Annotated in this window: 11 protein-coding genes; 8 read left to right on the plus strand and 3 right to left on the minus strand. The window is 63.4% G+C overall.

Annotation, left to right across the window (positions count from 1 at the left end; translation table 11 throughout):
- The first annotated feature begins 265 nt into the window (after nucleotides 1-265).
- The 3 genes from argE to HF027_RS01255 all read left to right on the plus strand — a co-directional run bounded on the left by argE (nucleotide 266) and on the right by HF027_RS01255 (nucleotide 3,016).
- Nucleotides 266-1,420, plus strand: coding sequence for an acetylornithine deacetylase (gene argE, locus HF027_RS01245; RefSeq protein ID WP_168012094.1), 1,155 nt, complete (start codon nucleotides 266-268; stop codon nucleotides 1,418-1,420).
- A gap of 35 nt (nucleotides 1,421-1,455) precedes the next feature.
- Entirely contained in the window at nucleotides 1,456-2,178 is a 723-nt protein-coding gene (locus HF027_RS01250; protein ID WP_168012096.1) for a glutamine amidotransferase, read from the plus strand.
- 70 nt (nucleotides 2,179-2,248) lie between these two features.
- Nucleotides 2,249-3,016 carry a FadR/GntR family transcriptional regulator gene (locus HF027_RS01255; protein ID WP_168012098.1) on the plus strand — a complete coding sequence of 256 codons (768 nt, stop codon included), beginning with the start codon at nucleotides 2,249-2,251 and terminating at the stop codon, nucleotides 3,014-3,016.
- Between the two features lie 65 nt (nucleotides 3,017-3,081).
- Here the strand turns inward: HF027_RS01255 and HF027_RS01260 are convergent, their stop codons facing one another.
- Nucleotides 3,082-4,008: a Gfo/Idh/MocA family protein gene (locus HF027_RS01260; protein WP_168012100.1), complete on the minus strand. Its 927-nt coding sequence runs from the start codon at nucleotides 4,006-4,008 to the stop codon at nucleotides 3,082-3,084.
- Between the two features lie 183 nt (nucleotides 4,009-4,191).
- Nucleotides 4,192-5,997, minus strand: coding sequence for an IlvD/Edd family dehydratase (locus HF027_RS01265; protein ID WP_168012102.1), 1,806 nt, complete (start codon nucleotides 5,995-5,997; stop codon nucleotides 4,192-4,194).
- A 306-nt stretch (nucleotides 5,998-6,303) separates the two neighbouring features.
- On the opposite strand from HF027_RS01265, the gene HF027_RS01270 reads away from it, so the two are divergent.
- Nucleotides 6,304-8,046, plus strand: coding sequence for a sodium:solute symporter family protein (locus HF027_RS01270; RefSeq protein WP_168012104.1), 1,743 nt, complete (start codon nucleotides 6,304-6,306; stop codon nucleotides 8,044-8,046).
- A gap of 185 nt (nucleotides 8,047-8,231) precedes the next feature.
- Here the strand turns inward: HF027_RS01270 and HF027_RS01275 are convergent, their stop codons facing one another.
- Nucleotides 8,232-9,977: an IlvD/Edd family dehydratase gene (locus tag HF027_RS01275; protein ID WP_168012106.1), complete on the minus strand. Its 1,746-nt coding sequence runs from the start codon at nucleotides 9,975-9,977 to the stop codon at nucleotides 8,232-8,234.
- Nucleotides 9,978-10,173: 196 nt separating this feature from the next.
- Between HF027_RS01275 and HF027_RS01280 the strand changes: the two genes are divergently transcribed.
- The 4 genes from HF027_RS01280 to araD1 all read left to right on the plus strand — a co-directional run bounded on the left by HF027_RS01280 (nucleotide 10,174) and on the right by araD1 (nucleotide 14,370).
- Entirely contained in the window at nucleotides 10,174-11,193 is a 1,020-nt protein-coding gene (locus tag HF027_RS01280; RefSeq protein ID WP_168012107.1) for a TRAP transporter substrate-binding protein, read from the plus strand.
- A 171-nt stretch (nucleotides 11,194-11,364) separates the two neighbouring features.
- Nucleotides 11,365-11,952 carry a TRAP transporter small permease subunit gene (locus HF027_RS01285; RefSeq protein WP_245184409.1) on the plus strand — a complete coding sequence of 196 codons (588 nt, stop codon included), beginning with the start codon at nucleotides 11,365-11,367 and terminating at the stop codon, nucleotides 11,950-11,952.
- Nucleotides 11,952-13,256 (plus strand): TRAP transporter large permease, encoded by a 1,305-nt coding sequence (locus HF027_RS01290; protein ID WP_168012109.1) that lies wholly within the window; start codon nucleotides 11,952-11,954, stop codon nucleotides 13,254-13,256. The genes HF027_RS01285 and HF027_RS01290 overlap by 1 nt, the downstream gene beginning before the upstream one ends.
- A gap of 127 nt (nucleotides 13,257-13,383) precedes the next feature.
- On the plus strand, nucleotides 13,384-14,370 hold the full coding sequence (araD1, locus tag HF027_RS01295) for an AraD1 family protein (protein ID WP_168012110.1): 987 nt from the start codon (nucleotides 13,384-13,386) through the stop codon (nucleotides 14,368-14,370).
- Nucleotides 14,371-14,379 lie beyond the last annotated feature (9 nt).

Here is a 14,379-nt window from a genome sequence, read left to right on the forward strand (position 1 = left end):
AACCGAACGCTTCCAAGCATAGCCGGCCATTGTCGCGTTATACAATCGACGCCCCATCCTGGTCCCCGTAGCCAAGCGGCACCTTTGCCCAATGCTCGCCCCGGTATCTAGCCGTGTTGGCATAGGCCTTTCTATATCCAGCCATTGCTTAGCGAAATCGACGTGACGGGCATTATCACCACCTCGCGCCCTATCTCATGCCCTATCCCGACTGCCTGCCGGCCCGTGATAAACTCCTGACCGCCGCTTTCTCAGGAGCCCGATCATGAATGCCACCGCTTTGCTCGAGACCCTGGTGGGTTTTGCCACCGTCTCTCGCGACTCCAACCTGGAACTGATCCGCTTCATCGAAGGCTACCTCGATGATCATGGCGTGCCCTACCAGCGCATCGAGAACGATGATGGCAGCAAGGCCAACCTCTTGGCGCGCATTGGGCCAGCTGTCGAGGGGGGCGTGGTGCTATCCGGGCACACCGACGTGGTGCCGGTAGATGGCCAACCCTGGTCGAGCGACCCTTTCACGCTGCGTGACGGCGGTGACGAGCGCCTCTATGGTCGCGGCACCTGTGACATGAAGGGCTTTATTGCCTGCGCGCTGGCTCAGGTGCCGCAGTGGGTCGAACAGACCCTCGAGCGGCCGATCTACCTAGCGTTTTCTTACGATGAGGAAGTCGGTTGCCTGGGCGCACCGAGCCTGATCGAGCGGCTGATGGCCGACGAGCCGCGCCCGGCGGCGGTGATTGTCGGCGAACCGACGCTGATGGCACCGGTGGTGGCCCACAAGGGCATCACCAATCTGCGCACCACTGTCACCGGCCAGGCCGCCCATTCAAGCCAGGTGTATCAGGGCGTCTCGGCGATCCACGTCGCCGCGCGGCTAGTTACCCGCATCGAGGACATCATGGAGGAGCTGAAGGCCGAGGGACGTATCGACGAGGCGTTCAACGTGGCGCATTCGAGCCTTCACGTGGGGCGCATTCAGGGCGGCACGGCAATCAACATCAAGGCCCGGGAGTGTCACTTCGACTGGGAGATTCGCCACCTGCCAAGCGACAGCTTCGAGACGCTCTATTCACGCTTCGAGGATTACGCCCGGGAAATCGAGGCCGAGATGCAGGCGCGCTCGCCGGGCACCGGCATCGTCACCGAGCATATTACCCAGACGGTACCGGCACTCGCCGACCGCGATAACGCCGAGGCAGTGGCGCTGTGCCGCCAACTGCTCGGTGACAAGCCCAATGAAGCAGTGGCCTACACCACCGAGGCCGGCCAGTTTCAGGGCGTGGGGCTGCCTACCGTGATCTGCGGGCCGGGCAGCATCGGCCAGGCGCACCAGCCCGACGAATACGTGGAACACGAGCAGCTCGCAGCCTGCGACCAGTTCATGCAGGCGCTGGGCAAGGCGCTTCACCCGGCCTGAGCCTCCACCCACGAGACCACTGCAGGGAAGCACGCATGCCACGACTGCTGCTGATCAAGACGGGGGACAGTTTCCCCGATGTCGCCGCCGACTACGGTAATTTCGAGGCTCTGTTCCAGGCCCGCCTGCCCGACCATACGCTCGAGGTCTGGGATGCACGGGGCGGTATGCCGCCACCCGCCCATGACGCACTCGATGGCGTACTGATCACCGGCTCCCATGCCATGGTCAGCGACGCCGAGCCCTGGAGCGAGGCGCTTAAGCCCTGGCTTCGCGAGGCCTGCGAGCGCAACCTGGCATTACTCGGCGTCTGCTACGGCCATCAGCTAGTGGCCGAGGCGCTGGGCGGAACCAGCGGCTATCACCCGGACGGCCGCGAAACCGGCACCTTCGAGGTCGCGCTCACCGAGGCCGGCCGAGCAGATGCCCTGCTGGGCGCCCTGCCCGACCGTTTCCCGGCGCATCTGACCCATGCTCAGTCAGTGCTCACGCCTCCGGCAGGGGCGGTGGTGCTGGCACACAACGCCCACGACTCTTACCAGGCGCTTCGACTGGGGCCTCGCCAATGGAGTGTGCAGTTCCATCCGGAATTCACCGCGCCGGTGTTACGGGCCTACCTCGAGCATCAGCGCGAGGGCCTCGCCGAGGCCGGCCAGAATGTGGCGGCCTTACGCCATGGCATTCAGGAAACACCCGAGGCCAACGCCCTGATCAATAACTTCGTCGTGCTGGCGACAGCGTCTACCGAAACCGGCTAGTGATAGCCGGCTTGCTCATATGTTCAACATATGACAACTTGAATTTACATTTTGCCGGACAAGAGCCTACGTGAAGGACAAGCAGCAAAAGCCCAGTCAGCGCGTCAGCGTCGCCGAATATCTGGCCGAGGAAATATTCTCTGGCCGCTATCAGGCTGGCGACTACGTGCCCAAGGAAGTCGATCTGTGTGAGCAATTCGCCATCAACCGCTCGGCGGTGCGAAGCGATCTGCGCCAATTGGTCGATGTCGGCATCATCGAGCGCATTTCGGGCCATGGCTCAAAGGTTCGCGAATATTCCGAGTGGAATATCCTCGACCCGACCGTCACCGGCTGGATGACGCGCTACGCCGCGCCAAACCCCAAGGTCCAGCGCGAGATCCTGTCATTCCGACTGGATGTTGAACCCTATGTCGCCATGATGGCTGCCCAACGCGCCACGGCGCGCGACCTGGTCGCGATAGAGGAAGCTTTTGAAGGCATGGGCCAGAACATGCGCGAAGATGCCGGCCCGGAAGAAAGGCGCTTGCACAGCGATTACGACGTGGCCTTCCATGTCGCGATCTACAAGGCCACCCACAATATTGTCTGGGCGCAGCTTTCTCACATTCTGCGCCCCTCCATCTACTTGCTGATCAAGATGTCCAACGTCAGCACCACTGATCCCGAAGCGAGCCTCGAGTGCCACCGCAAGATGATGGAGGCCATCCGGACCCGCCGCCCACACGAAGCCTTCCGTGCCGCTCAAGCGGTGCTGGCCGGTACGGCCAACGCCTTGGGCATCAAACCCGGCGAATCGGTATTGGGCAGCAGCATCAATCTGACGCCGGACACCTGAGCGACCGACATTTGAACGACAGACATGGCTCAACCGCCACACAGGCGGCCAAGCCGGTAATCCCACTATTCGATAAACGCCTCTACCGTGCGCCGGTGCCCAAGCAATGCCGCATCGGCCAGGTGACGCAGCGGTGCAATATCGACATCGCTTTCCCCTGCCTTGAGTAGCTCAAAGAAGTGCGCATAGACGCCCTGATACTCTCGCTCCGGCTCGTCGATCACGACGTCGCCATCGAGAATCAAGCGCGCGCCACCGCCTTCAAGCGTCAACACACCAGTCTCGGTCTCGATGCGCATGTCCCAGCGCGGCGGATCCTCATGCCGGAAGTCGAAATCGGCATCCACCGCGACGCCGTCGGCGGTGCTAAAGGAAAGCTTGGCGGCAATCGGCGTCTGGCAGTTTTCCGGCACTTCAAGATCGGCGTGCTTGAGAAAGAACGGAGCGGGCATAAGCTGCGTGATAATCGACAGCGCATTGATCCCCGGATCAAAGACGCCCATGCCACCGGCCGCCCAGATCCAGTCCTGCCCTGGGTGCCACACCCGCACGTCTTCATGCCAGTCGATGGTGACAGCGGTCACCGTTCTGTCCTTGAGCCAATCAAGGGCGCGACGGATGCCTGGCGCAAAGCGCGAATGCCAGGCGGCGAACAGCACGCTGCCGTTCGCCTCGGCCAGAGCCTTGAGATCCTCGGTCTCGGCAAGCGTCGCCCCCGGGGGCTTCTCGAGCAACACCGCCTTGCCGTGCACAAGCGCCTGGCGGGCCAGTTCATGGCGTAGGTGCGTTGGCGTACAGATCGCGATGGCATCCAGGTCAGGCTCCGCCTCGAGCATGGCCGCGAGATCCGCATAACCGGCGATGCCTGGCAGCTCGGCGAAGGGGTCGGCTACGGCGACAAGCTCGATGCCCGGCGTGGCCTCGATGGCCGCCAGGTGCTGATCGCGCACGATCTTGCCAACCCCGACGATCCCCAAGCGAAAATGGGACATGACACACTCCTGCTAATAAAAACAATCGGACAGCAGTCTAGCGTCGTGACCTAGCGTCACAACAGCACGCACCGCCAATCACAGGCCATCGACCCGCTTGATCCAGGCCGGCGCGATTAGTCGAGACCAGTCACGACAGGCCCGACAAGATCAGGACAACACCAACGCCTGCTGACATCCGTTTCAATGGTTATCCCGCGGCGGACTGCGGCGGGCCACATCGCGATACTCGGTCGCGCCCTTAAGAATCATGCCGCGATCCAGCGGGTCGACCATCGAGCGCTGAATCTCCTGCCAGGGGGTCTGATGCGCCGGGTAGGCATAGCCACCGGCGGCATCGAGCCGTGCTTGGCGCCTCGCCAATTCGTCTTCATCAATCAGCAGATGCACCTCGCAGCGGCCCAGGTCCACCCGCAGGCGGTCACCGCTTTCAAGCAGCGCAAGGGGCCCGCCGGTTGCCGCCTCCGGCGAGGCATTGAGGATCGACGGCGAACCCGAGGTGCCCGATTGGCGGCCATCCCCCAGGCACGGCAACGATTCGATACCCTGACGAATCAACGCCTCGGGTGGCTGCATATTGACCACCTCGGCACCACCGGGATGACCCACCGGCCCGGCACCGCGCATCACCAGAATGGTGGTGGCATCGATCTCGAGCGCCGGGTCGTCGATGCGCGCGTGATAATCCTCCGAACCATCGAAGACCACCACTCGGCCCTCGAAGGCTTCGGGGTCGGCGGGATCGTCAAGGAAACGGCGCCGAAAGTCTGCGGAGATCACACTGGTCTTCATCAACGCCGAGTCGAAGAGGTTGCCCTTGAGATTGAGGAAGCCGGCATGAGTGACCAAGGGGTTATCGAAGCGGCGTATGACCTCGGCGTCCTGAGTCTCGCGCCCGGCCACGTTGTCGGCCAGGGTGCGCCCGTTGGCGGTCAGCGCCCCGCCATGCACCAGCCCGTGTGCGAGCAGTTCTGACACTACCGCCGGCACGCCGCCGGCACGATGGAACTCCTCGCCCAGATAGGCCCCCGCCGGCATCACGTTGGCCAACAGCGGCACCGCATGCCCGAGCCGCTGCCAGTCATCGTTGTCGAATTCGACACCAGCGTGGCGGGCGATGGCATTGATATGAACCGGCGCGTTAGACGAGCCTCCCAGCGCCGAGCAGGTGACCACGGCATTCTCGAACGCCTCGCGGGTCAGGATATCGAGCGGGCGCAGGTCTTCCCACACCATCTCGACCGCGCGTTCGCCGGTCGCATAGGCGATCATCGCGCGCTCCTTGTAGGGCCCGGGGATCATCGCCGAGCCGGGCAGGCTCATGCCCAGTACCTCGGCCATGGAGTTCATGGTCGAGGCGGTGCCCATGGTATTGCAGTGGCCCACCGAGGGCGCCGAGTCGCTGGCCCGTGACAGGAACTCGGGATAGTCGATATCCCCCGCCGCGAGCCGCTTTCTAAGCTCCCAGATGATGGTGCCGGAGCCGACGCGCTCGGCACCGCGCCAGCCGTTTAGCATCGGACCGCCAGACAGCACGATGGCCGGGATATTGACCGTGGCGGCCGCCATCAGACAGGCCGGTGTGGTCTTGTCGCAGCCCGTGGTCAGCACCACGCCATCCAGCGGATAGCCGTGCAGCACTTCGACCAGACCCAGGTAGGCCAGATTGCGATCCAACGCCGCCGTAGGTCGGCGCACGTTCTCATGAATGGGATGCAGCGGGAATTCGAAGGGCACGCCACCGGCGGCGCGGATGCCATCCTTGACCCGTTTGACCAGCTCGATGTGGTGGCGGTTGCACGGGGTCAGATCCGAGCCGGACTGAGCGATGCCGATGATCGGTCTGCCCGAGGTCAGTTCGTCGAGCGTCATGCCGTAATTCAGATAGCGCTCGATGCACAGCGCCGTAGTGCCGGGATGCTCGGGGTTATCGAACCAGTCGCGCGAACGCAGCTGGTCGGGGGAGAGCCGGCGTGACTCTTGGGCCATGTCTGCACCTCTATTGTGATGATGGCGTCGTTACCGCCAGATAAAAGTTAAACATACCAACTATATGTTGGACATGGACAGCTGACCGGAGAAGACCGCTCCGAGCAGCCAGGCTCTCCCGAAGACGACCTCCCCGGCGCCATGCCAAAAGCCTCCCACAAGCTCCTCGCCGGCCTGGCGCCGCTGCCACTTACGGGTGAGCCTAGAGCGATGTCGCATACATTCTTCAACATGGCGCACCAAGAACGGTAAGCGGATGCCCTGCCTGCACCATAGAGCCTCCAACAATCCAACACGGTTTCTGCCATGGTCTATACCACCGCCATCTTGCTGAGCCTGATCGCCTATTTCGTTATCGGCCACTTGGCCGGGCGACGGGTCAAGCACCTCGACGACTACCTTGTCGCCGGGCGCAATGCCCCGACCTTTCTCATCCTCGGCACCCTGGTCGCCAGTTACCTGAGCACCAGCGCCTTCCTCGGCGAGACCGGGTTCGCCTACCAGGGCTATCCCTTCGTGATGCTGATCTTCGCCGCCTTCAGCACCTCAGGGTGTCTGCTCGGCGCCCTGGCCTTCGGGCGCTACCTGCGGCGTAGCGGCACCCTGACGGTGCCCGAGTTCTTCGGTAAGCGCTTCGCCTCCAAACGCGTCCAGCGGATCGCCGGCCTGACCACCGTGCTGGGCCTGGGCGCCTACCTGCTGGGCGTGATGCAAGGCGCCGGCATCATGTTCGAGGAGCTCACCGGCATGCCCTACTGGGTCGGCCTGGTGCTCGTGTGGCTGACCTATACCGGCTTCATCCTCTACTCCGGCTCGCCGGGGGTGATGCTGACCGATACCCTCATGTTCGTGATCTTCTCCGTCGCGGCACTGGGCGGTTCGATCTACATCATCCACGACCTGGGCGGCTGGCATGGCGTGGTCGAGGGGCTTCTGACCCAGAGCGACAAGCCTGGCATCGCGCTATGGCACGGCGTCATCGAGGGCGACGGCGCGACCTTCTCATCACCGGGCGAGGCACTGATCTGGGGCCTGACCCTGGGCCTGGTATGGGCCGCCGTGCTGGCGGCGAGCCCCTGGCAGTCCAGCCGCTATCTGATGGCGCGCAACGAGCATGTGGTCATGCGCTCGGCGATGCTCACTGCGGTGTCACTGGCGGTCTTTTACGCCCTGATGATGATGACCGGTGCGGCCATCAACCTCTACGACCCGACCCTGGATGGCGAACGCGCCATGGTGTGGGCGGCCCTCAATATCCTGCCGGCCTGGCTGGGCGTGGTGATCCTCACCGGCGTCTTCGCCGCCGGCTTGTCCTCCTGCTCGACCTTCCTGTCGATCATCGGCTTCAGCATCTCCAACGACATCATGCCGGCCAGCCGCAGCGATGCCGCAGCGATGCGCACCAGCCGTATCTCGGTGCTGGGCGCTGGCCTGATCGCCCTGATCCTGGCGCTGTTCCAGCCGCCGGCCGTGATGGCCGTGGTGTGGTTCGCGGCAACCCTGTTCGCCTCCTCCTGGGGCCCGGTGGCACTGATGAGCATCTGGAGCCGCCGGATCACCGCCGCCGGCGCCGGATGGGGGTTGACCGTCGGCTTCGTCGGCAACCTCATCCTGTCGCTGATGGTCCAGGCCGAGTGGATCACGCTGCCCACCTACCTGCATCCCGTGCTGCTCAGTACCCTGATGGCACTGGTCGCGATCACCGTGGCATCCATGCTGACCCAGGTCAGCCAGGCCGAGCGCGACTACCGGGCCTTCCTGCATAGCGACGACGAGCACGAGCCCACTGCATGGACAGCCGGCTCCCGCTGGGTAGCCGCATTCACCATGCTGTCGGGCGTCGCCGTGGGCACCTTCCTGTGGCACCAGTACGCCGATACGCTGGCCTCGTTCGCCGGGCAATTCGGCATCCCCGAATCCGCGGTCACCGGCGCCTACGCGCTGGCCATCGGTTGTGGCGGCATGCTGGTCATCGCCGGTGCCGTGGGTTACCGGGTGGTGCGGTCCAGGAATACCCCGGCACACAACGCCCGCGCGGTCGCCTCCTGAAAACCACCCGGCCCCACGAGGATGCCGGTGGTGAGACAGCACCGGCATCCCCGCCTACGGCGGCATCCCATGGCCGACATCTCGGCTCAGGTGGCTGACACTAGCGCCACTTCCTCGAGGCCTGCCAGAGGCAAGTGGCGCAACAGGGCACCACCCCGCATCCTCGAACGCCGCGCCCCGTCATCTCAGTGCGAGTGGCGCGGCACCTCGGCACCGCGACACCCGACCAGGAAGTCGAAGTCGCAGCCTTCATCGGCTTGCAGCACATGTTCGATGTAGAGCTGGCGATAGCCCCCCGTGCTGGCGATTTTTCTGGAGCTTTCGGTGGGATCATGCGCGGCGAGACGCTGCTTGAGCTCTTCGTCGTCAACCTCGAGGTTCAGCTTGCCGGCATAGGCGTCGAGCTCGATCCAGTCGCCGTTTTGCACCGCGGCAAGCGGCCCGCCGGCGGCGGCTTCCGGCGCCACGTGGAGCACCACGGTGCCGTAGGCCGTGCCGCTCATGCGCGCATCCGAAATCCGCACCATGTCGGTGACGCCCTGCTCGAGCAACTTGGCCGGCAGGCCCATGTTCCCCACCTCGGCCATGCCGTGATAGCCGCGCGGTCCGCAGTGTTTCATCACCAGTATGCTGTCGGCGTCGACCTCCAGGTCCGGGTCGTTGATGCGCGCCTTGTAGTCATCGAAGTCCTCGAAGACCACCGCACGGCCACGATGCTGCATTAGCTCGGGGCTCGCCGCCGAGGGCTTGAGCACCGACCCCGCCGGGGCCAGGTTGCCACGCAGCACGCACATGCCGCCGTCATCGCGCAACGGCTTGTCCAGCGGACGAATCACCTCGTCATTGTAGAGCGGTGCATCCTGAACGTTCTCCCACAGGGTCTTGCCGTTGACGGTCAGGGCATCTTTGTGCGGCAGGCGATCATCCTCGCCGAGACGCTTGAGTACCGCGGGCAAGCCGCCGGCGTAGTAGAACTCTTCCATCAAGAAGCGCCCGGAGGGCTGCAGGTCGACGATGGTCGGCGTACCCCGTCCGACGCGCGTCCAGTCGTCGAGTGGCAGATCGACGCCCATGCGCCCGGCGATGGCCTTCAAGTGGATCACCGCATTGGTCGAGCCGCCGATCGCCGCGTTGGTGCGGATGGCATTCTCGAAGGCGCCCTTGGTCAGCACCTTCGATAGTTTCAGGTCTTCGTGGACCATTTCGACGATGCGGTTACCGGACAGGTGGGCGAGCACATAACGGCGCGAGTCGACCGCCGGAATGGCCGCGTTGTGGGGCAAGGAGGTGCCCAGCGCCTCGGCCATGCAGGCCATGGTCGAGGCGGTGCCCATGGTGTTGCAGGTACCCGCCGAGCGCGACATGCCGGCCTCGGCGGCCATGAAGTCATGAATCGAGATCTTGCCGGCCTTGACCTGTTCGGAGAGCTGCCAGACCACGGTCCCCGAGCCGATGTCCTTGCCTTCGTGCTTGCCATTGAGCATCGGCCCGCCGGTGACCACGATGGTCGGAATATCGCAGCTCGCCGCGCCCATCAGCAGCGCCGGGGTGGTCTTGTCACAGCCCACCAGCAGCACCACCGCATCCATCGGGTTGCCGCGAATCGCTTCCTCGACATCCATGCTCGCCAGGTTACGGGTAAACATCGCCGTGGGACGCAGGTTGGACTCGCCGTTGGAGAACACCGGAAATTCCACCGGGTAACCGCCCGCCTCGAGAATACCCTTCTTGACGTGTTCGGCTATCTTGCGGAAGTGGGCATTGCAGGGCGTCAGTTCCGACCAGGTGTTGCAGATACCGATGATCGGCTTGCCCTGGAATTCATGGTCGGGAATGCCCTGGTTTTTCATCCAACTACGGTACATGAAACCGTTCTTGTCGGCGGTGCCGAACCATTCGGCGCTGCGCAGTCGGCGCTTGTCGTCGGTCATGGAAGTCTCTCCTCTAGCGTGTCGCGGCCTGTCTTTCGCCTTGAATGCGATGCCCCGAAGTATGGCAAGGCCTGCCATGACGGTAGCGCCACTTTGCCGCATAGTCGACACATACGAAAGTATATGTTGAACAAATGTTCCGTATGTACAACATTTAGGGCCCGCGACAAAACAACATCTCCAATGGAGCGTTCACATGTCCTACCTCAAGCCGAGTCTGGTACTCACCGGTACAGCACTGCTTATCGGTCTGTCCACGGCGCAAGCGGCCGAATACGAATGGAAGATGCAGGCCTCGGAAACCTCCGGCGAACCCAGCTTCAAGATCAAGCAGGAGTGGGCCAACAAGATCGAGACCATGACCGATGGTCGGGTGAGCATCGAGATCATGCCGATCAACTCCGTGGTTGGCCCCACCGAAACGCTGCAGGCGGTGTCCTCTGGCATCATTCAGGGCCACATGACCGACCCCAGCTACTTCTCGGGCCAGAACCCGGCGTTTGGCATGCTGGGCAACCTGGTCGGCGCCTGGAGTGATCCCTACGACTTTTTGGAATTCATGAAGTATGGCGGCGGCGAAGAGCTCTATAACGAGCTGGCGAACCCGTACGGCACTCACCTGATCAGTGCGGCAACCTTCCCGCTGGAATCGATTCCCTCGACGGTGCCGATCGAGTCCATTGATGACTTCCAGGGACTCAAGATCCGTGCCCCGCAGGGCATGGTCTACAACATCTTCGAGCGCATCGGCGCCACACCGGTCAACCTGCCGGGCTCCGAAGTCTATACCGGCCTCGAGAAGGGCGTGATCGACGCCGCCGACTCCACGGTGCTGTCCAACAACGACGCCATGGGCATCCACGACTTCGCCCCCTATCCGCTGTATCCGGGCTTCCACTCCATGCCGATGATCGCGGTATCGCTGAACAAGGATATCTGGGATGACCTGCCGGATGACCTGAAGACCACTCTGGAGACCGCCTTCGACGGCATGGCCTACGACCTGATTGCCCGTCTCAAGGCGCAGGATCTCGAGACCCTGCAAGCGCTCAAGGACAACCCGGATGTGCACCCGTTCGATCTGCCAGCGGACGAGCGCAAGAAGTTCCGCCAGGCAGCGCAGCAGGAATGGAAAGAATGGGCCGGCAAGAACGAGATGACGCAGAAGATCTACGACTCGGCCACCGCCTTCCTCACCTCTCGCGGCCTGCTCTAATCCAACGAGCTGACCCGACGAACTAGTTCGACGAGCCAGTTCGACGAGCGACTCGCCTCACTGACGAGACCCGGCCACTCGGGTCTCGCTGATCACTCTTCTCACCATGGCGGCGCCCGGGCGTCGCCTGGAGGAGTCATGTCTCAAACGTTTCACGACGAGGATCCCCTCATGAGCGACGAGGACGACCGCGTCCCCGCAACCGCCGAAGGCCAGGCGCCGAACCCGGTACGCAGTACCTTCGACCGCGGGGTGGTGTGGTGCGCCAGAGGTGCTGCCTGGCTGGTGTTCATCGCCATGGGTATCAGCGTCTTCGAGGTCATCATGCGCTATGGCTTCAACTCGCCCACGTCCTGGGTTCACGAAAGCGTGGTCATGCTGGTGGCGGTCAGTTTTGCCCTCGGCGGCCCCGCCGCACTGGCCGGCAATCAGCACATCCGTGTACGCGTTCTCTACGATGCCGCCGGCCCGCGGCTAAAGCGCTGGCTCGACCGTTTCAACGACCTGGTCACCTTCCTGTTCTGCCTGGCCATGAGCTACGCCGCTTTTCTGATGTTCTGGGATGCCTCGCATAACCCCTTCGGCGAATGGTCGCTCGAGCGCTCCGGCACCTCCTGGAATCCGCCTTTTCCGGCGCTGGTGAAGGGCATGATCATGCTGGCCCTGATCATCATGTGCGTTCAGTCCTTCATCCACACCATTCAGTCATTCCGTGGCAAACCCGCCACTGCCACGCCCGACGATAAGGGAGCCCAATAATGGAGATCGCTGACGCGACGATCCTGCTGGTCGGGGCGATCTTCGCCCTGCTGGTGACCGGCCTGCCGCTGGCTTTCATCACTGGCCTGGTAGCACTCGCCTTCACTTTCGGCTGGTTCGGCGGTAGTGCCCTGCCGCTGGTCACCAGCCGCGTGTTTGGCTTTGTCACTGAATACTCCCTGGTGGCAGTGCCGATGTTCGTGTTGATGGCCTCGCTGCTCGACCGCTCGGGCATCGCCAAGGATCTTTTCAATGCCATGCGGGTATTCGCCGGCCGCCTGCCCGGCGGGGTCGCCGTGCAGACCATCGTGGTGGCCTTCTTCCTGGCCGCACTCTCTGGAATTATCGGCGGCGAGATCGTGCTGCTGGGTATCCTGGCCCTGCCACAGATGCTGCGCCTTGGTTATGACAAGCGCCTGTCGATCGGCGTGGTCTGTGCGGGCGGGGCACTGGGCACCATGATGCCGCCCTCGATCGTGCTGATTATCTATGGCCTGATCGCAAGCGTCTCGATCGCCGATCTGTTCACCGCCGCCATTACGCCCGCGGTCATCCTGATGGGCTCCTACATCGCCTATGTGATGGTGCGCTGCCTGCGCGACCCGAACATGGGGCCGCCGATGACCGATGCCGACCGCGAAGACGGTTTCTCCAACCGCTGGCAGGCCCTCAAGGCCATCATCGTACCCGGGCTGATCGCCTTCATGGTGCTGGGCTCGATCTACGGCGGTGTCGCCTCGGTGACCGAAGCCGCCGCGATGGGCGTGTTCGGCGTGCTGCTGGCGATCGTGCTGCGCGGCGAGTTTTCCGTGAAGACGCTGCACTCAAGTCTCGGCCAGACCATGACCACCTGCGGCATGATCATCTGGATCGGCATCGGCGCCGCGGCGCTGGTCGGGGTCTATAACCTGATGGGCGGCAACCGTTTCATCTCGGGGATGATCATGGGGCTCGATGTGGCGCCCATCGTGATCATTCTGGTGATGATGGCGATCCTTTTGGTGCTGGGCATGTTCCTCGACTGGATTGGCGTTGCCATGCTGACCCTACCGATCTTCGTGCCGATCGTGGTGGAGCTCGGCTACAGCCCGATCTGGTTCGGCATCCTGTTCGCGGTCAACATGCAGGTTTCCTTCCTGTCACCCCCCTTCGGGCCGGCCGCCTTCTACCTCAAGGGTGTGGCGCCGCCCGAGGTCAGCCTCAAGGACATCTTCATCGCAGTACTGCCCTTCATTGGCCTGCAACTTTGCGTCCTGTTCGCGCTGCTGTTCTGGCCCAACCTGGCCATGTGGCTGGTGGGCTAAGCGGTAGGACCAACATACAACCCTTAATGTTGTACATAAACCGAGATCCGGCGCTATGATGGGGGTACTTGATGCTCGACTGGCGCCTGACACTCCTTTCTTCTCCTGGACGTCGAGGAAACCTGCAATGCGAATCATCCAATGTCTGCACCAGGGCGAGCCCCGCGCCGCCATGGTCGAAAACGAGCATACGGTCCGCCTGCTTGAGGCCGACACCTACACCCTGGCTCGGCGTGCCATCGCCAACAGCCAGCCTCTGACTGAGGTGATCGAGGCAGCGCTGACCGAGACACGGCTCGACTATCAGCAGCTGGTCGACGAGGCGCGCCTGTTGCCGCCGCTGACCCACGCCGACCCGGCGCATTGCCTGGTCACCGGCACCGGCCTGACCCACCTGGGCAGCGCCGATACCCGCTCAGCGATGCACGCCAAGGCGCAAGCCGACGAGTCCGAGCTGACCGACTCGATGCGCATGTTCAAGCTCGGCGTGGAAGGCGGCAAGCCCGCCGCCGGCGAGACCGGTGCTCAGCCGGAGTGGTTCTACAAGGGCGATGGCGACTGCGTGGTGGCCCCGGAAGCGGCACTGCCCGTACCGGCCTTCGCCGAAGACGCCGGCGAAGAGCCGGAGCTTGCAGGCCTCTACGTGAACGGCGATGACGGTCGCCCCTGGCGGGTCGGCTACGCCATCGGCAATGAGTTCTCCGACCACGTCACCGAGCGTTTCAACTACCTGTGGCTGGCCCACTCCAAGCTGCGCCACTGCAGCTTCGGTCCGGAACTGCTGGTCGGCGAGCTGCCCGACAACCTGGAAGGCACCAGCCGCATCGTGCGCGACGGCGAAACCCTATGGGAAAAACCCTTCCTCACCGGTGAGGCCAACATGGCGCACAGCCTGGCCAATCTCGAGCATCATCACTTCAAGTACGCCGGTTTCCGGCGCCCCGGCGACGTTCATGTGCACTTCTTTGGCACCGCGACGTTGAGCTTCGCCGACGGCGTTGAGACCCGTGACGGCGATCGCTTCGAGATCGCCCTGCCGGCCTTCGGTCGAACGCTGCGCAACCCACTGACGTTCGCGACCGAAGACACCGCATCCCCCATTCATTCCCTGTAAACCCAGGAG

This window comes from Halomonas salinarum, assembly GCF_012062845.1.
In the GTDB taxonomy this organism is placed as follows: domain Bacteria; phylum Pseudomonadota; class Gammaproteobacteria; order Pseudomonadales; family Halomonadaceae; genus Onishia; species Onishia salinarum.

Bases quoted from the DNA above. Each gene is read 5' to 3' on its own strand.
- HF027_RS01270 (WP_168012104.1), top strand. From the start codon at position 6,304: ATGGTCTATACCACCGCCATCTTGCTGAGCCTGATCGCCTATTTCGTT.
- argE (WP_168012094.1), top strand. From the start codon at position 266: ATGAATGCCACCGCTTTGCTCGAGACCCTGGTGGGTTTTGCCACCGTC.
- HF027_RS01280 (WP_168012107.1), top strand. From the start codon at position 10,174: ATGTCCTACCTCAAGCCGAGTCTGGTACTCACCGGTACAGCACTGCTT.
- HF027_RS01260 (WP_168012100.1), bottom strand. From the start codon at position 4,008: ATGTCCCATTTTCGCTTGGGGATCGTCGGGGTTGGCAAGATCGTGCGC.
- HF027_RS01265 (WP_168012102.1), bottom strand. From the start codon at position 5,997: ATGGCCCAAGAGTCACGCCGGCTCTCCCCCGACCAGCTGCGTTCGCGC.
- araD1 (WP_168012110.1), top strand. From the start codon at position 13,384: ATGCGAATCATCCAATGTCTGCACCAGGGCGAGCCCCGCGCCGCCATG.
- HF027_RS01250 (WP_168012096.1), top strand. From the start codon at position 1,456: ATGCCACGACTGCTGCTGATCAAGACGGGGGACAGTTTCCCCGATGTC.
- HF027_RS01290 (WP_168012109.1), top strand. From the start codon at position 11,952: ATGGAGATCGCTGACGCGACGATCCTGCTGGTCGGGGCGATCTTCGCC.
- HF027_RS01285 (WP_245184409.1), top strand. From the start codon at position 11,365: ATGAGCGACGAGGACGACCGCGTCCCCGCAACCGCCGAAGGCCAGGCG.
- HF027_RS01275 (WP_168012106.1), bottom strand. From the start codon at position 9,977: ATGACCGACGACAAGCGCCGACTGCGCAGCGCCGAATGGTTCGGCACC.